16 protein-coding genes are annotated in these 17,849 nt (G+C 42.8%); 6 read left to right on the forward strand and 10 right to left on the reverse strand.

Features of this window, described 5'->3' with window-relative positions:
* Window positions 1-8 precede the first annotated feature (8 nt).
* A complete protein-coding gene (locus tag ACQY73_RS22725; protein ID WP_428655305.1) occupies window positions 9-800 on the forward strand; it encodes a metallophosphoesterase family protein in 792 nt (263 codons plus the stop codon).
* A 113-nt stretch (window positions 801-913) separates the two neighbouring features.
* Window positions 914-2,140, forward strand: coding sequence for a 4-hydroxy-3-methylbut-2-enyl diphosphate reductase (locus ACQY73_RS22730; RefSeq protein ID WP_428655307.1), 1,227 nt, complete (start codon window positions 914-916; stop codon window positions 2,138-2,140).
* Window positions 2,141-2,231: 91 nt separating this feature from the next.
* Here ACQY73_RS22730 and fcl read toward each other — a convergent pair whose 3' ends face one another.
* The 3 genes from fcl to ACQY73_RS22745 all read right to left on the reverse strand — a co-directional run bounded on the left by fcl (window position 2,232) and on the right by ACQY73_RS22745 (window position 5,054).
* Window positions 2,232-3,173: a GDP-L-fucose synthase gene (gene fcl, locus ACQY73_RS22735; RefSeq protein WP_428655309.1), complete on the reverse strand. Its 942-nt coding sequence runs from the start codon at window positions 3,171-3,173 to the stop codon at window positions 2,232-2,234.
* Window positions 3,174-3,234: 61 nt separating this feature from the next.
* Window positions 3,235-4,008 carry a LytR/AlgR family response regulator transcription factor gene (locus ACQY73_RS22740; protein ID WP_428655312.1) on the reverse strand — a complete coding sequence of 258 codons (774 nt, stop codon included), beginning with the start codon at window positions 4,006-4,008 and terminating at the stop codon, window positions 3,235-3,237.
* A 14-nt stretch (window positions 4,009-4,022) separates the two neighbouring features.
* Window positions 4,023-5,054: a sensor histidine kinase gene (locus tag ACQY73_RS22745; RefSeq protein ID WP_428655314.1), complete on the reverse strand. Its 1,032-nt coding sequence runs from the start codon at window positions 5,052-5,054 to the stop codon at window positions 4,023-4,025.
* Window positions 5,055-5,239: 185 nt separating this feature from the next.
* On the opposite strand from ACQY73_RS22745, the gene ACQY73_RS22750 reads away from it, so the two are divergent.
* Window positions 5,240-5,752 (forward strand): gamma carbonic anhydrase family protein, encoded by a 513-nt coding sequence (locus ACQY73_RS22750; RefSeq protein ID WP_428655316.1) that lies wholly within the window; start codon window positions 5,240-5,242, stop codon window positions 5,750-5,752.
* A 3-nt stretch (window positions 5,753-5,755) separates the two neighbouring features.
* On the opposite strand, the gene ACQY73_RS22755 is transcribed toward ACQY73_RS22750, so the two are convergent.
* Window positions 5,756-6,337 (reverse strand): Uma2 family endonuclease, encoded by a 582-nt coding sequence (locus ACQY73_RS22755; RefSeq protein ID WP_428655319.1) that lies wholly within the window; start codon window positions 6,335-6,337, stop codon window positions 5,756-5,758.
* Window positions 6,338-6,417: 80 nt separating this feature from the next.
* On the opposite strand from ACQY73_RS22755, the gene ACQY73_RS22760 reads away from it, so the two are divergent.
* Window positions 6,418-8,493: a S9 family peptidase gene (locus ACQY73_RS22760; RefSeq protein WP_428655321.1), complete on the forward strand. Its 2,076-nt coding sequence runs from the start codon at window positions 6,418-6,420 to the stop codon at window positions 8,491-8,493.
* A gap of 489 nt (window positions 8,494-8,982) precedes the next feature.
* Here ACQY73_RS22760 and recQ read toward each other — a convergent pair whose 3' ends face one another.
* A complete protein-coding gene (gene recQ, locus ACQY73_RS22765) occupies window positions 8,983-11,130 on the reverse strand; it encodes a DNA helicase RecQ (protein ID WP_428668521.1) in 2,148 nt (715 codons plus the stop codon).
* A 167-nt stretch (window positions 11,131-11,297) separates the two neighbouring features.
* Between recQ and ACQY73_RS22770 the strand changes: the two genes are divergently transcribed.
* Entirely contained in the window at window positions 11,298-12,131 is an 834-nt protein-coding gene (locus tag ACQY73_RS22770) for a hypothetical protein (RefSeq protein WP_428655324.1), read from the forward strand.
* 56 nt (window positions 12,132-12,187) lie between these two features.
* Here the strand turns inward: ACQY73_RS22770 and ACQY73_RS22775 are convergent, their stop codons facing one another.
* Window positions 12,188-13,291: an AAA family ATPase gene (locus tag ACQY73_RS22775; RefSeq protein ID WP_428655325.1), complete on the reverse strand. Its 1,104-nt coding sequence runs from the start codon at window positions 13,289-13,291 to the stop codon at window positions 12,188-12,190.
* Window positions 13,272-13,988, reverse strand: coding sequence for an RNA ligase family protein (locus ACQY73_RS22780; RefSeq protein ID WP_428655327.1), 717 nt, complete (start codon window positions 13,986-13,988; stop codon window positions 13,272-13,274). The genes ACQY73_RS22775 and ACQY73_RS22780 overlap by 20 nt, the downstream gene beginning before the upstream one ends.
* 316 nt (window positions 13,989-14,304) lie before the next feature.
* Between ACQY73_RS22780 and ACQY73_RS22785 the strand changes: the two genes are divergently transcribed.
* Window positions 14,305-15,306, forward strand: coding sequence for a PDDEXK nuclease domain-containing protein (locus ACQY73_RS22785; protein WP_428655329.1), 1,002 nt, complete (start codon window positions 14,305-14,307; stop codon window positions 15,304-15,306).
* 6 nt (window positions 15,307-15,312) lie between these two features.
* On the opposite strand, the gene ACQY73_RS22790 is transcribed toward ACQY73_RS22785, so the two are convergent.
* The 3 genes from ACQY73_RS22790 to ACQY73_RS22800 are packed head-to-tail and all read right to left on the reverse strand — an operon-like array spanning window position 15,313 to window position 17,802.
* A complete protein-coding gene (locus ACQY73_RS22790) occupies window positions 15,313-16,158 on the reverse strand; it encodes an HIT domain-containing protein (RefSeq protein WP_428655331.1) in 846 nt (281 codons plus the stop codon).
* Complete coding sequence (locus tag ACQY73_RS22795; protein WP_428655333.1) at window positions 16,151-16,693, reverse strand: RNA 2'-phosphotransferase; 543 nt, start codon at window positions 16,691-16,693, stop codon at window positions 16,151-16,153. The genes ACQY73_RS22790 and ACQY73_RS22795 overlap by 8 nt, the downstream gene beginning before the upstream one ends.
* Entirely contained in the window at window positions 16,678-17,802 is a 1,125-nt protein-coding gene (locus ACQY73_RS22800; protein ID WP_428655336.1) for an HNH endonuclease domain-containing protein, read from the reverse strand. Before ACQY73_RS22800 ends, ACQY73_RS22795 begins: the two co-directional genes overlap by 16 nt.
* Window positions 17,803-17,849: the final 47 nt, after the last annotated feature.

The following is a 17,849-nucleotide window of genomic DNA, read 5'->3' on the forward strand; positions in this document are numbered from 1 at the left end:
AAGACACTATGCTTCGTCGTCGCGAATTTCTTCAACTTTCGGTGGGAGTATTGGCATTTGGTTGCCAAAAGCCCGCTGCAAAATCAACGAAAAATCTACGTTTTGCCGTTGCTTCCGATGGGCATTATGGGCAACCCAAGACTGATTTTCGACTCTACCACGACAATATCATCAAAAATTTGAAAAAGGAACATGCCGAAAGAAGGCTTGATTTTGTGGTATTCAACGGAGACTTATTTCACGACGATATTACATTTTTGCCCGAAGTAAAAAAAGTATTTGACAGCCTCGGCCTACCCTATTACGTAACGCGTGGTAATCACGACCACGTAACACCCGAGCAATGGCGCGCTGCGTGGGGCTATGATCTCAATCATGCGGTAGAAATCGGAAAAAACGCGATCATTCTCGCCGATACTTCCAATGAAAAAGGCGAATACCTTTGTCCTGATATTCCTTGGATAGATAAGCAATTGGCAGGATTTACTAAGAAAGAAAATGTGTTTTTGTTTATGCATATTCCTTCCAAAATGTGGACAGAACACGGCACCACCTGCCCCGAATTAGAGAAAACACTGACGAAATACCCGAACCTTAAAGCGATGTTTCACGGGCATGACCATTTAATAGATGTAGGTAAGAATACCTCAAAACCTGCCTTTTTTGACGGTCATTTTGGCGGAAGTTGGGGCGTAGAGTATCGAGGTTATCGGATCGTAGAGACCCGGGCGGAAGATAAATGCTACACATACCAATTCAATCCGGATACGCAAAGCAAGGTAAATGAGCAGGTATTTTGAGGATTTGTTGAAACAAAGCAGAATAGTAGCGTGTTATAGTTAGGTTCGTTGTAATTTTGCAGCGGACAGCACCCATTATTCTTTTAACGAACGCGTAATTCTGCTCAAACAGCATGAAGACTTTTCACATACCTGATTTTTACCGTAGCCGCATTATTACGCCCATCAAAGAACTGCGTCGGAAAAATGATAAGCTTAAACGCGATTTTTCACCAACAGTGCTTGACTTTGGCCCCGTAAGATTTCTGATCGCGCGGCATTTTGGGTTTTGTTATGGGGTAGAAAATGCCATTGAAATTGCCTACAAAGCAATTGCGGACAATCCCGGTAAACGTATTTTTTTGCTGAGTGAAATGATCCATAATCCCGACGTGAATCGGGATTTGCAGCAGCGCGGTGTGCGTTTTTTGATGGAAACAACAGGCCGTCAGATTATTCCGTGGGAAGAACTTCGCCCCGAAGATGTTGTCATTGTTCCTGCTTTTGGAACCACTATTGAGATTCAAAACCGCCTGACATTACTGGGAATTGATGCCTATCAATACGATACGACTTGTCCGTTTGTGGAAAAAGTATGGAATCGTGCCTCTCAGATCGGGCAAAAGAATTATACCATTGTAGTGCATGGCAAGCCGCTACACGAAGAAACTCGCGCGACGTTTTCTCATAGCAAGGAAAACGCACCGACAGTCGTGGTTAAAAACATGAAGCAAACCGAAAGGCTGGCGCGTTACATTACAGGAGAAGGCACAAAGGAAGACTTTTACGAAGAATTCCGGGGTCAATATTCGGTAGGCTTTGACCCGGAGCAGGATCTGCAACGTATCGGTGTGGTAAACCAAACCACAATGCTGGCATCAGATACGCAGGGAATTGCTGATTACCTCAAAGGAGTAATGATTCAGTATTATCACTTGGCACCGAATGAAGTGGAAGATCGCTTTGCCAATACCCGAGATACGCTTTGCTACGCCACCAATGATAATCAGGATGCCACCTATGCATTGCTCAGAAATGAAGCAGATTTTGTACTTGTGGCAGGTGGTTATAATAGTTCCAATACGTCTCACATTGTAGAATTGTGCGAACAAAAATTGCCGACGTATTTTATTGAGTCCGACAGCAAAATATTGAATCGTACGCTCATCAAGCACTATAATTTACATAGTAAGAAAGAGGAAGTAACCGAAAATTATATTCCTGAAAAGGATCGGGTGACTATTATGCTGACCTGTGGCGCTTCCTGCCCGGATGCCATTATCGAAGGCGTTTTGACTCGAATAGTATCATTTTTTCCGGGAATTAAGTCCATTGAAGAAGTTATGGGTGAGTTGTTATAGCGCATTGTCAAAGCGTAAGATTGCAGGTAAAATACCTCTAATGGCAAAGGAGATAACAAAATGCCCCGCTTTTCAGGCGGGGCATTTTTATTTATACTGCGTATTCTTCGACTTTGGATAGGAAATCCTGATATGTTATTCGAATACCTTCTTCCAAGTCATATTTATGTTTCCAACCCATGCTGTGTAAGCGACTCACATCCATGAGTTTGCGGGGAGTGCCGTCGGGTTTGTCGGTATTCCAGTGTAATACACCTTCGTATCCAACGGTTTCTTTGATAAGCTCAGCAAGATTCTTAATTGTAATGTCTTCGCCTACGCCAATGTTTACGAACTGCTCACCGTCATAGGTTTTCATGAGATAAACGCAGGCGTCAGCCAGATCGTCAGCATGCAGAAACTCACGAAGCGGTGAACCCGTCCCCCACAGTTCAACGAAAGGTTTGCCTTCAACTTTGGCTTCATGAAACTTTCGAATCATGGCCGGCAATACGTGTGAGTTGTTGAGGTCGTAATTGTCGTTGGGGCCGTAAAGGTTGGTTGGCATGGCGGAAATGAAATTACAGCCATACTGTTTACGGTAATTTTCACACATTTTGATACCCGTGATCTTCGCAATGGCATACGGCTCATTGGTGTACTCAAGCGGGCCGGTCAGCAAATACTCTTCTTTGAGTGGTTGCGGAGCCATTTTAGGATAAATACACGAAGATCCTAAAAACATCAGTTTTTTCACCTCCGTGAGGTATGAATTGTGAATAATGTTGTTTTGAATCTGTAAATTATCGTACAAAAAATCTGCACGATAGACGTTGTTGGCCATTATGCCACCTACCTTTGCCGCCGCTAAAAAGACATAGTCGGGGCGTTCGGTCTCGAAAAATTCACTTACAGCTTGTTGATTACGTAAATCCAGTTCGCGCGAAGTACGAACTATAATATTTTCATAACGTTCGGCCTGCAAGCGACGTACAAGTGCTGATCCTACCATTCCTCGGTGACCGGCAACATAGATTTTAGCAGAGCTCTCCATTCCACAAAGTTAAACCATTTTGTCTATAAAAAAGCGTGACCGCTTAAAAATTGACATAGCTTTATGTTTCAAACCAAATCCTGAATTGCGCAGCTTTATCTTTGCTGATAATGATTTCGTCTTTAACGGGCACCGTAAGCGTTAATTCTATTTTGCCCGAATAGTGCGTTCGATAACTTTCCAAGGCTTCTTTTTTGACAATATACTGCCGGTTAGCCCGTATAAACTGCATAGGGTCGAGCAACTCTTCTATTTCATCAAGCGATTGATAATCAGTAATAAGCCGCTGATTATCGGTCGTGATGAGCCATATTACTTCTTCACGTACAAAATAAGCCACACGTGTATCCGCTACCGCTACTACGGCCCGCTGATAATGCGCCGTAAAACGATGTTTGTATTGCTTGGCTGATCGATGTTCCAGATCGTGCAGTAAATCACGCAATTGGTGAGAAAATACTTCTTCTTTATCGGGCGTACTTTGCCAACGCCTGAATTTCTCAAATGCGCGTTTAAGTTCGTCTTTATCAATGGGTTTTAATAAATAATCAATGCTGTTGACCTTAAACGCGCGAATGGCATATTCGTCATAGGCGGTCGTAAAAATTATAGGGCACGACAGTTGCAGCTCTTGGAAAATGTCAAAACTTACGCCATCGGCCAACTGAATATCGGACAGAATAAGGTCAGGCTCCGGATGTTGTTTGAACCAATTCAACGTTGCTTCAATGCTCGCTAACGGTCCTTGCAAAGTCACATTGGGCAATAGCTGATAAACGAGTTTTTCTAAATTTTTGGCCACCAACGGCTCGTCTTCAAGAATTAAAATAGTCATGGCATAAAGAATCATTAGCTGATCAAAGGAACATAAGCGACAAATTTTCCATTATGTATAATGGTCTCAAAGGGCGTGTCGGTCAGGAATTTATACAAATTTTTAAGATTTTGTAAGCCTTGGCCGTTTGAGGTTTCAACCTGTTTTTTGGGCTGAATGGTGTTTTCCACTTTCAGATACTGCTCATCCGAACAAATCCGAATGGTGAGTGGATGTGCTGCGCTCACTATGTTGTGTTTGAGCGCATTTTCGATTAATATTTGGAGCGTAACAGGTGTTATTTTTTTTTCAAGACTCTCTTCTGACATTTGAAAATCAATTGTCAGAAAAGTATCGAACCGTGTTTGAAGCAAAAAAACGTAATTTTTGATAAAATCCAATTCAATGTAAAGTGGCACTAATCCTTTGTCTTTGTGTTGTAACACGTACCGAAATACCTTCGAAAGCTGCTGTAAAAATTGACGTGCCAAGTCGGGATTTTCCTGAATCAGGCTATCCAATGAGGTCAGACTGTTGAAAAGAAAGTGAGGATTAAGTTGATTCTTTAAATTATCGAACTGTACTTGAGATTTTTCTTTTTCAAGGTGGATGGCACGGGTAGCATTTTCACGCCATTGCTGAAACAAATAGTCCGAAAGATGCAGCACATTGATGAGTACAACCACTAAAAATTGAGCGAAATAACCCGAAATACGTGCCAAATCGGTGTATTGTGCGGCAATTAAGGTTCTAAATGGAAACAGATCCATTACGCGTGATATAACAAGTTGAGATACGATCAGGACAAAAAAGAAGGTGATCAATACCTGCGGTATCATGCGCATAATGATTCCTCTTTCATAGGGAAAAAAAGAATCAAAAAAGCGGTGCATCTTACTGAAAAACAGCCAGGAGATAATCATGACCGTGCCGGAAATAGTGGCCAGAAAAATATTGGACTGCCAGGGTATTTTAAAAACATACCACCGCATCAGACATGAACACACAAGCAGAAACGAAATAACAACAATGAAGATGCGTGTTTTAGAGGCAAGCGGATTTGACATAGGTGAATTTTTTATCAAAGAAAGAAAGTTAGAGAAGAAGCATCAATTTTTAACCTCCGAAACCGTCAAAAACAAATAGGAAACGGAAATAAAACTGATTGACTGCTATCTTTGCGTTTCGCGTGGAGAAAGAAGAAAGGGGAGAAAGGAACACGGAAATCGACAATCAAAAATCGTAACTAATTATGGCTCTTATAAAACCTGTTCGGGGTATCTCTCCTCAATACGGCCCCAATTGCTGGTTTGCCGAAAACTCCACCATCGTTGGAGAAGTTATCATGGGCGATCATTGCACCGTTTGGTTCAATGCCGTTGTTCGCGGAGATGTTAATACGATCCAAATGGGCGACTGCGTCAATATTCAGGATGGCGCAGTGATTCATTGTACTTACCAAAAAACCAAAACCACGATCGGTAATTACGTTTCTATCGCTCACAATGCCATTGTGCACGGCTGTACAATTGAAGACAAAGTTTTGGTGGGAATGGGAGCCATCATCATGGACGGTGCACACATCGGAACAGGGTCTATCATTGCCGCAGGGGCGGTCATAACGCAGGGCAAGGTAGTTCCGCCGGGTACGGTCTGGGCAGGTAACCCTGCCAAATACCTCAAAGACGTTACGCCCGATCTGGGAGAGGTGTTTATGCGAACGGCCAATAACTATATAATGTACGCGGGATGGTTTAAGGAATAGGTACTATCTGAAGATTTTTTCGAGTGCGGCCTCAAATCCCTCAAAAATAATAGATTGGGCGGGAGATTTGTCATAAATGCCACCTAATTGATATTGGCCGTTTTCGAGAAAATAGACCTGAATAGCCTTTTCACTCGGAATGGCAATCCAATATTCACGTACACCTGCTTTCTCATACCAATTAAATTTTTCGTTGAAGTCTTTTTTGAATGTGGAAGAGGAGGTGATTTCTACAATCAAATCGGGGGCACCTAAGCACCCATCTTCATCCAATTTGGAATCATCACAAATCACACAAATATCCGGTTGAACAACTGTATAGATTTTTTCAGGAAAACGGTCATTTCCAATCGGTAAACGTACATCGAACGGAGCTTCAAATACACTGCAAGATCTTTCCTCAAAATGCTTATTCAGCATAAAAGACAGCTTATTAGATACCCATTGATGCGCCATTTTCGGTGCCGGTGACATCCGATATATCTTACCTTTAATGAGCTCGACCTGCTCTTCAAAGCGCCATTTCAGATAATCGGCATAGGTATAGGTGCCGTTTGGGTCAAGCGAATTAATGTCCGTAATCATTGCAGTAGTTTTAACAAAAATACAGTATTTCCGGGAAGTTATTGTAACTTCCGGTTTTGAAAACGCTATTTAAGATTGCTATGTCCAAACATCAGAATACTATACAGCCCCCCAAAGCGCCTAAAATTTCGCACCGATTTGAATTACACAAAGATGTCAGAACAGATGATTATTACTGGCTTCGCGAACGTGAAAACCCGGAAGTGATCAACTACCTGAATGCTGAGAATACGTACACAGAGGCCATTCTTGCGCCCGTTAAAGAATTACGGGAGAAGTTGTTTGTAGAAATGAAGTCGCGCATCAAAGAGCAGGACGAATCAGTGCCGTATAAAGCCGGGAATTACTACTATTATTACCGATACGAACAGGGTGGCGAATACCCAATTTATTGTCGCAAATATGGCGCATTGGATGCTGCGGAAGAGATAATGCTGAATGTCAACGAATTGGCCGAAGGCCATTCGTACTACAATGCCACATTTCCCGAAATGGCTGATAATGAAGAAATTGCAGCTTTTGGTGAAGATACCGTTAGTCGCCGTTTGTATACCTTGAAATTTAAAAATTTAAAAACGGGAGCGTTTTATCCCGATGCAATTCCCGATACTGAAGGAGGAAACTATGCATGGACTGCCGATAACCAAACGATTTTTTACATCAGAAAACATACCGATACGCTCTTGGGATTTCAGGTTTGGCGACACCGACTTGGTACAGATGTGAGCGAGGATGTATTGACGTACGAAGAATCCGATGATCAGTTTTATTTGGGATTGTACCGAATGAAATCCAAAAAATTCATCGCCATCGTATCGGACCAAAATGGAGTATCGACCGAATACCAACTCATCAAAGCCGATGAGCCAGCAAGCCAATGTGTATCATTTTTGCCGCGCAGTCGCGGCCACGAATATTATATCGAGCATTTCGAAAGCGCCTTTTATGTGCGCACTAATCTCGGCGGAGCTACCAATTTCAAACTCATGTCGGTGGCGGAAACGGATCACAGTGATCTGATTCAATGGCGTGAGCTCATTGCCCATCGTTCGGATGTGTATCTGGAAGGAATAGAGGCGTTTAAACATCATTTGGTATTGCAGGAAAGGGGAGAAGGATTGCTTAAAATTCGTATCATCGACCAAAAAACGCACGCGGAGCATTATTTGAATTTTGGAGAGCCGGCTTACACCGCTTCTCCCGGAAATAACCCTGATTTTAATACAACCATTTTGCGTTATGGTTATACATCCCTCACAACGCCTGCCAGTACGTTTGACTATGATATGGACTCGCGCGAGCGCGTTTTGCTCAAGCAGCAAGAGGTATTGGGAGGTTTCGATAAAGAAGAGTACCAAACCGAACGCCTTTTTGCGCCCGCCCGCGACGGCGTATTGATTCCGATCTCAATTGTATACAAAAAGGGTTTTCAAAAAGATGGAAGTGCGCCGTTACTACAATATTCTTATGGTTCCTATGGCTATTCAATGGATCCGACGTTCAGCGGTGTGCGTTTGAGTTTATTGGATCGAGGTTTTGCGTTTGCCATCACGCATATTCGCGGCGGGCACGAAATGGGACGACTATGGTATGAAAACGGCAAAATGCTTCATAAGAAAAATACCTTCACCGATTTTATTGATTGCTCTCAGTACTTAATTCAAACAAAATGGACATCACCCGAATCCCTTTTTGCGATGGGTGGCAGTGCCGGCGGCTTGCTGATGGGTGCGGTAGCCAACATGGCTCCGCAGCTTTACAAAGGCATAGTAGCTCAGGTGCCGTTTGTAGATGTAGTCACAACGATGCTTGATGAGTCGATCCCGCTCACTACGGGAGAATATGAAGAATGGGGAAATCCCAACGAAAAAATCTATTACGATTACATGAAATCATACAGCCCGTATGATAACGTAGTGGCACAGGGCTATCCTAATATGCTTATTACAACGGGCTTACACGATTCTCAGGTACAATATTGGGAACCGGCAAAGTGGATCGCTAAATTGCGCGAATTCAAAACCGATGATCACCAACTTCTTCTTCATTGCGATATGGAAGCTGGCCACGGTGGTGCTTCCGGGCGGTTCAAGCGCCTGAAAGATATTGCGTTGGAATATGCGTTTATGCTGAATCTTTTGGGAACTCGGGAATAAAATGTTACGCCACAATTCTACAAAGGTTTCGCCTCTCCGAGGCTTGTTGGAATTTGCGTTATTAATTTCTACAAAGGTTTCGCCTCTCCGAGGCTTGTTGGAATTTATGTTATTGTTTTTCTACAAAGGTTGTGCTTCTCCGAAGCATTTATCAGCCTCGGAGAGGCGAAACCTTTATAGTAAAGACCAAGGATCCAAACCACAAAGCTTCGGAGAAGCGCAACCTTTGTAGAAATTAATGCATCAAACCACCGGGAAAAATAATCCGCAAATTCCAACAAGCTTCGGAGAAGCGCAACATTTGTAGAAATTAATAACGCAAACCACCGGGAAAAATAATCCGCAAATTCCAACAAGCTTCGGAGAAGCGCAACATTTGTAGAAATTAATGCATCAAACCACCGGGAAAAATAATCCGCAAATTCCAACAAGCTTCGGAGAAGCGCAACATTTGTAGAGAGGTGCAACCTTTGTAAAATTTGCGATTTCTTATTTTCCCTTCTCCCAAATTGCCAACGCAATTCTCAATTTGTAGTATTCATATTGTCCTTCCAATTGCTCAAAAAGAGGTTTTAATGCTGCTCCCGGAAGGACTTGAAGTAGATCAGCCGCTTCCGTAATGACGCGGTATTCATTTTTGGTCAGGTATTGCCAAACATCTATTTCATAGCCATCTTCATATAATTTAGCCAAGTGGGAATACACAGTTAACTCGTTCAAATTTCGGCGCTGGGCGATTTGAGTTGGTGTCAGTCCCTGTTTGTACAGATCGTGCGTCTCAATGTAGGTCATACCGTTAACAATGCGTGTTCCGGGTTGGGTCTTGGAGCGGGCATATTCCAAAATCTCGTTAATAAAGGCTTCGCCATAGTGTGAAAATTTCGTTTCACCAACCCCCGAAACCTGCAACATTTGAAAACGGTTGATGGGTCGTTTTTCGGCCATGTCCGACAGCGTAGCATCTGAAAATACCACAAATGGTGGCACGTTCAGTTCGTCGGCCAATTGCTTGCGTACTTTTCGCAAGCGTTCAAACAACTCATCCCGGATGATCTCTTTCTTGGTTTTCACCGGCTCGGCGGCTTCTTCCTGTCGTTTACGTTTTTCTTCATACGACTCAAAACGAACCAAGGGCACTTTTCGCTCGCCGCGCAGCACTTGCCATGAGGTTTCGTTGAGCTTGAGGGAGTGAGCTTCGTCGTAGGCTACGTCCATCACGCCTGAATTGAGCATTTGCGTCAGGTAATCGGCCCATTCTTCCGCCCGCAGTTCACGCCCCGCCCCAAAGGTCTTGATACGGTCGTAGCCGCGTTCGGTGACGTTGCGATTGTGTGAGCCGCGCAGCACATCGATCAACATACCCATCGCGATTTTCTGATCGGTGCGGGCAATGGCCGACAGCGCTTTTTGAGCCGGCAAGGTTGCGTCGAATTTTGAACGCGGGTTACGACACACGTCGCAGTTGCCGCAGTCTCTGTCCACTGCTTCGTTAAAATAACTTAATAGAATACGTCGTCGGCAGTGGTCGGCCTCGGCATATTGCTTCATCCGATCGAGCTTGGCAAACTGAATATCTTTCAGGTGTTGGGGCAACTCTGAGTTTTCGATCATATCGCGTCGCATGATCCAATCGGCAAAGCTATAAAAGAGCAACGTATCGGATTTAAGTCCATCGCGACCCGCTCGCCCGATTTCCTGATAAAAACTCTCAACATTGCCGGGCATATTGTAGTGCATGATCCAGCGCACATTCGACTTATCAATGCCCATGCCAAAAGCGATGGTTGCCACCATGATCTGAACATCATCGCGCAGAAACGCATCCTGCACCTGCGAGCGCTCATCGGGCGGCATTTTGGCGTGGTAATGCCGCGCATTGATGCCTTTGGCCCGAAGCTTTTGAGCAATGTCTTCGGTGGTTTTGCGGGCTAAACAATAGATAATGCCCGGTTGATGGGGGTGATCGTTGATAAACTGCTCAATGACCTTGATACGATTGCGTCCGGGCAATACATTGAGCGAAAGATTTGGTCGGTCAAAAGATGCCTCAAATACGCGTGCTTCCGGAATGCCCAACTGCTTTAATACATCACGCCGGGTGACGCGGTCGGCGGTAGCTGTCAGTGCCACCACGGGTACATCAGGAAAGGCTGCCTTCAGAATGTGCAGCTGCGTATATTCAGGTCGAAAATCGTGCCCCCATACCGAAACGCAATGTGACTCGTCGACCGCAAATAAATTGATGTTGAGCGACCGCACAAAATCCAGCGAACCCGACGCGAAAAGTTTCTCCGGTGCAATATAGAGCAGTTTCAATTCACCGGAATAGCACTGTTTTTCGATGGCGTATTGCTCCGATGAGCTCTGCGTACTGTTCAAAAAAGCAGCTTCAATACCGTTGGCACGAAGCGCCTGCACTTGGTCTTTCATGAGGGCGATCAGCGGTGATATCACCAGTGTTATGCCTTCTTTCATCAGAGCCGGTACCTGAAAACAGACCGATTTTCCGCCACCTGTGGGCATCAGTACCATGCAGTCATTTCCTGCTGATATCCAATCAATGATTTCACTTTGTAACGGCCTGAATGTATCGTATCCGAAGTAGTGTTTTAAAATTTGTTCTTTGCTGAGCGGCATTGTCTCTATATACTTTTTCTGAATAGTGTAATCTAACATTTCTTCACGTATCTGTTTATGACTCCTTCCAATCGTTAGACGTCGTTACTTATTTTAAGGTACGGCAAGTAAGGGAAAAGTTGTCTAATTTGGGTAATAATTCTAAAACCTTTATCTACTTAATGATAATGAAAACCTATCTGATTGTTCTCGCAACGTTAGCGTTTGGACGTGCCGCTGTGGGACAAAAAGTGGCCTTAGTAAGCCTCGAAGACCGCCGCTCAATTGGCACGTCGTATTTCGGAAACCGTTGCGAACTTGAACTCAAAACTACCGGCGATGAGGTCCGTAAGTATAAATATGTCAAGATCAAAAGCCTAAGCCGCGCGGTTGACAGTGAGGGTGTTGATCTGCTCACCGACAAAAAAGAAAAGGCTGATTATGCCGAGATCGGTGATGAAAAACTTAAGATAGAGCTTAAAAACCCTATGCGTAAAGCGACTGCCATCAAAGAGATTTCGGGAACGTTGGATCTGTATAATCCCACCGAAGCCAACGGCGCTATCGTAAAAGTAACCAATTTTCAGGCAAAGCCCAACCTCAATTTATTGCCCAAAAAAGCCCCGCTTTCCATTGCCTTTTTTACGAAAGAATCGGTTGAAAAGTTGGCAAAACAAGAGAAAGCCGAACGTGAAGCCAAAATGAAACAGCTTGACCCTGCCACGCGTGAGCTTGCGGCCGGCCTTATGGCGCTGGTCGACGGTTTCGGGGCAGGCATGGCCGGAGAAAATGAACTTTCATTCTATGTAGACGGTGATTTCAGCAAATTGGTAGATATAAAAGTTGAAGATGAAACAGGCAAAGAAATACGGCGAAGCGGACGCTTTATTTCAGGCGACCGTATGCATTCCTATAGTTTTGACGAAAAACCAACCCCAAAATGGAAATTGAAAATTCTCATCGAAACACCTGCCTCTGTCAAATCCGTACCATTTAGTCTGAAAGAGGTGGAGTTGCCGTGAAAAATTGGGATAGCCCGTGTCAATAGTTTGTTTATTGACACAGGCTGCGTTACATTTTAAACTACATACCTAACCTCGTGTGCCTCCCACAATGCGGGCACATCCAACTTTGAGATCATTCGCTGTAAAACGTCATTCGGTACTACGTGTTCGCGGTTTTTGTTTTGACTGATCATTTGTTTGTAAGGTACTTCCAGATAAATAATGTTCACTTTGGCCTTATAACTCACAAACAGATCAATCCAAACTTCACGAATAGAGCGACTGATATTGGTCGCATTCAGTATAAAAGGCTGCTTTCGGCGCAGATATGATTTTGCAGTTTCTTTGGCCTGCTGAATCACAAAACCGGTGGCCTTTGTATCCGACGGTTTTATCTTCAATTCACGTCGGATGGCGTCCAAACTCAGCACTTCTGCCCCCTGAAAGTGTTTTTGCAGGTAGGTGTCTTTTCCGGTGCCGGGCAGGCCTGCCAACATCGTCACTTCATTGGTATAATCATCAAAAGGAAGATAGCTGACGTCTCTTTCCTCCTTGTGAATATATTCAAAACGAGCCAACGCCGACGGAAAAGTATAAGGATTGCTGAGACAATTCAGTTCATCGCAATACTGCCTGAAAAGCTCGACCCGATACATCATATCGTCTTTATCTTCACATATTCTCCCCTGCATATCTGCCTGTGCGAGTAGTCCCAACCGGTCAGTTTTTACCTCAAAACTGCTTTTGATAATGGCCTTTTGAGGGTCAGGCTTTTCAAATACCCAAACCGGCAGACCATGATGACGTATTAATTTTGTGATCTGTTCCCTGATTTCAAAAGGTGTATCGGTATTTTGATACAGCCAAGACCTCGCACTGAATTCTCCCTTTTTCGCATGGCCTTTTGATGTAATTCTTCCATCATTTTCCAAGACAGTGGTAGAGCGCTTTTCCATGTCGTGCATTAGCGCCGCAGCCCACAGTATTTCTTGAGATTCAGGGGATAGGTTCTGATAATCAGGTAGTTCATTCAGTGCATCCAATACCATTTGCGTATGGATGGCAACATCTCCTTCGGCATGGTGACGAACATCCTGCGGCGTATTTTTCATATCCCGCACCCAGCCAAACGCCTTTTCCAGTTGCGCCCACTCCTTATTATCGGTTAATTTCCACATGATGTTCACCTCCTTCCCATGTTAGACGGGCTCTTTTCCAGTTTTTGGTCCAGTGCTCATCGGTTTTGACGTGTCCTTTGCGGACGTATTTGCACACATTTTTAGCGAAGTTCTCAACGGAATATTCATCTGTATTTCGTGTGACAACGCCTTCCATCGAACACGGCTGTTGGGTGCCGATATCGAAAGAGTTAAACGTGCTTGGGCGCTTTGTCCATTGGAGCAAGGTTGCCTCAAAAATTTCTTTTGAAACAGGCATTTGCACCGTTTCTAAAACATGCACACAGGGGAAATCGAAGCAAGCCGCATAAAAAGCGGTTTCTTCCCATGACAGCCACACATCATGGTGACGAATGCTGAACACAAAAAAATGCGCCGGCAGGTTGCGGTATTCTATTGAGTGAACAGCGTAAAGATTCTCGCCAAACAGCTCCAGATCACCCAAATCGTGTTTGATCAATTGCCACCGTTGCCGCAATTGCGCCGTCCAAGGCGACGTAGTGGGGGCGGCGTGAGAGCGGGCAAAAACACCTGATTTGCTCAAACAATTATTTTCTCCGTCCATTTTTTCGGTATGGATCAACGACGGAATGGAGGAAAAAGACTGCCAATAATCGGAATATATTCGGTCGTCGCTTGCAGTCCCGGGCGAAAAAGGGAAGTGATACGTACGACCGTATTTTGTTGAAATAGCCATTGTAAACTTGGTTAAGTTACGGTAATAAAGTTACTGAACGCCTGAAAATCAGGCGCCGATTCGTATTGAATTATGCGTAACTTATTACATGACTATTCACTGATTGAAGTGTTACTGTGCGGCAAAGGTACGTGAATTTTCCTGCGTGTTAAAACCTTAAAATAAGTCGAATTACGCCGCTTGGGGTTTTTGCAATCGTGGATGTAAGTGAGGGATTTTAAAGGAATATTGTGTTTTTATTCTTAATATTGACCTGCTTCAGCTTACGACTAAACCAATATATTTCATCATCAGTTTGAGCTGTAATAAGTTGATTATGGAAAGTTATTTACCAATTTTAGAAGAATTAAAAAAAGAAATCAGACAAGCTCGACTTAGGGCTTCCATCTTAGTTAATAGGGAGCTGTTAGGAATCTATTATCAAATTGGAAAAACGATATTAGAACAACAAAAACAACAAAGATGGGGTAGCAAAATAATCGAGAGAATGTCTAATGACCTACGTTCGGAGTTTCCCGATATGCAAGGACTGTCGGCAAGAAATTTGAAGTATATGAGAAAGTTTGCGGATACTTATCCCAATTTTTCAATTGTGCAAGCGTCGCTTGCACAATTGACTTGGTATCATCATTTAACTCTTTTAGACAAGGTAAAAAACGAAGAAGAACGCATCTTTTACATACACGAAACTGCACAACAAGGATGGTCAAGAGATGTCATGGTCAATCAAATTGAATCAGGATATTGGCTAAGAAAAGGAAAAATAGCCTCAAATTTTGACCAAACACTTCCTGATTTTCAGTCAGATTTGGCAAAGCAGGCGTTTAAAGACCCCTATCGATTTGATTTTTTAGCTCTTGCTGACAACTATAAAGAGAAAGATTTAGAAAACGGATTGGTAAAACACATCACTACCTTTTTGCTCGAACTTGGAAAAGGTTTTGCCTATGTTGGAAAACAACACCTGATAGAAGTAGATAACCGCGAGTTTTTTATTGATTTACTTTTTTATCATCTTACGCTAAGATGCTACGTAGTTATAGAGCTGAAAGCCGTTGATTTTGAACCCGAATTTGTGGGCAAACTCAATTTTTATCTTTCAGCAGTAGATGACCAACTTCGCCACCCAACAGACCAACCAAGTATTGGTCTGCTGATTTGTCGCCACAAGAGTAAATTTATGGCAGAATACACCCTGCGTGATATTCAAAAGCCAATCGGTATCTCAGAATACAGTTTGACCGAAGCCTTACCCGAAAATCTCAAAAGCACTTTGCCAAGCATTGAAGAAATCGAAAATAATCTTTCCAATTCATAATGGCTTTTACTTCAAAATATTCCGAATGCCACCACTCGGATTTTTACAATCACCCGTAGAGCGCGGGATGAGGTGCAGGCTTGCATGAGGGAATTTTTGGCCGGCGCTTTTGCCGATGTTCATTCCCGTTGTGAAACCGTCGGGCTGAAAGTCGGCTTTGATGCGTTTCTGAACAAAGTTAGAGAGTTGTACCAAGTCTTTTTGTTCTTCAAACGTCAATTCAAAATAATCGGCAACGTGGCGTTTGGGAACGACCAATGTATGGCCTTTGGCAATAGGATAACCGTCCAAAACTGCGTAGCTCAGAGGAGTTTCTGCCAGTAAGTGTAATCTTGAGGCAGGTTTACAAAACGGGCACTTCGATTGATTATCAATAACTTGATTGATATGCTGGTACTCGTAAAACTCGGTATTTTCGTTCAAAAAAATAGAGGTATATGGTAATTTTACAAAACATTGATAGGTTGGCTTTCCGTGAATTTGATGCGTACGAAACCCATCTTTTTGAATATCGCGACGAACGGCAAAATATGCTTTGCCCGTTGGTTTAAGCAAACTTGAAATCTGCATTAAGACCTGATTTTGTTCTTCGGGAAAAAGTACATTTAATACATAAAAACAAAGAATGGTATCAAAGGTCTCGGAAGGGTATTGTGGAAAATAATGCGGGTCAAATCCCTGAACGTCAAAACCCTTCTGATGTAAAAAATCAATATCTTTACCGAATCCGCAGCCGAAATCCAGCACTTTCCCCTGAATAAGTTTACGCTCATGCAGGATACGCACGGGCAATGATGGAGTGCTGCGTTCTTTAGCGGTTAGGTGCGTATTGGGGTTGTACAAATCACTCATTAATACTTATAAATTCGGCAGGTACGAAATCAGTTAGCCAAACACCGTTATTTGAAAGATAAAAATCAAATCCCCGTTGTGCCATTCCTTTAGCGTCTGCATTAAGAATGACGGGTTTGCCGTGCCTCATGCCTACTTTCCGGGCAGTAGTCATGTCTTGACTTAAATGAACGTGGTGGCGATTCATCTTTTTAATACCGTCTTTTAGTATTAAATCAACGTTTTTTTCGGCCGTTCCATGAAACAGAACAGTTGGTGGCATTTGCTTTTCATACCCTAAATCAACCTCAACGGAATGGCCTTGATTGGCCCTGATTTTTTCAAAATCATCACTAAAAGCAAATCGTTTCTTACTGTTTGTGTCAACTAAATGTTTGAGATCTTCCGGACTTATGCGATGGCCTTTCGCTTTCATTTTATCCAATAGGTCTGTAATGGAAGCCCAACCGTTTGCATCCAACTTAAGCCCGATTAAGGCAGGGTTGTGTCTTAAAACTAGACTCAAGAACTTACTTATTTTTACTTCATCTTCCATTTCTTTGTTACTTTATCAAACACATTTGGGTACGAAAACCCCAAGTTTTGAGCCGTTTGCAGTTGGGGTACAATTTGTTTTGTTAAGACGTCTCGAAAGGTCTCAAGTGACATTTCATTTAAACTTTCGTGAAAAATGCGGTTGTAATCCTCTAAAATCCTTATGTTTCCTTTCTTTAAATAAAACTGCACAGCATCGTATTGAATTTTCAAAAAGCTTTCAAAATACATTTCAAACGAGGGTAATCCATCGCTTTTACCCGAATTGATATTCTTTGGCGTGGGAATAATATTCCAAAGTTGGTCATGAACAACGTAAGACCAAGGTAAAAAATGATCTAAGCTCAGGTTTTCTTCTGTAATTGTTTGTTGCGAATAAATACACGTTACATCCGAATTTTCAGCTAAATATCCTTTCCAAAAACGATTGGCTAATTTCAAATCACGCGCCGTTGGTTTTTGAAGTTTTTCCGAAAGCCCAATCACATTTGGGTTATTCTTCTGTACAAACTTAACCAAATGCCAAAAAATAAAACCGCGTAAAATTCCCTGATGTTTTTGCAGATACTCTACCCAAACGCTGTTCAACTCAATAGAATCTCCTACAAAACGATACATAATACGATGTGACTGATTTTCAAATAATTCACCACAAATTCGGATAATAGCCGCATTTACATTTTGGTCTAAAATGCCTTTTGTTTCCAACTCAATGAAAGGGCGTACAAATCGAAACGGAACCCACCGATATAGTTTTTTCGTTTCCTGAGTAAGTTCTGTTAGGTCTGTTTCTGTAAAATTTTTCTTAATTTGTTCAAAGAGGCTTGATGAATTAGGGCGATTATCAACCGTCATTTTTGAAGAAACAAATTTAGCTACCTTCTTAAATCCATCCTGCGAACCAAACGATAATTTGAAGTAATCCAAAGGATACCAGACATTTGCCAACATTCTTAGGGCAATGTCTTTTTGTGAGATAAACCTTTCACCATTGTCGCGCAGGCTATCCAGAATGGAGAGGAACCAATAAAATTTATAGGAATTGGTGGTAACCCGAAAAACTGTGGAAAGTTTGGCAATATCTAAGTTGTCGTATTCGGGGAGTTGCATGTTTTTGTCGTTCAAGGGCAAGCGAACATACATACTTTCCGGCAAAT

Source organism: Runella sp. (genome assembly GCF_965279615.1).
In the GTDB taxonomy this organism is placed as follows: Bacteria; Bacteroidota; Bacteroidia; order Cytophagales; family Spirosomataceae; genus Runella.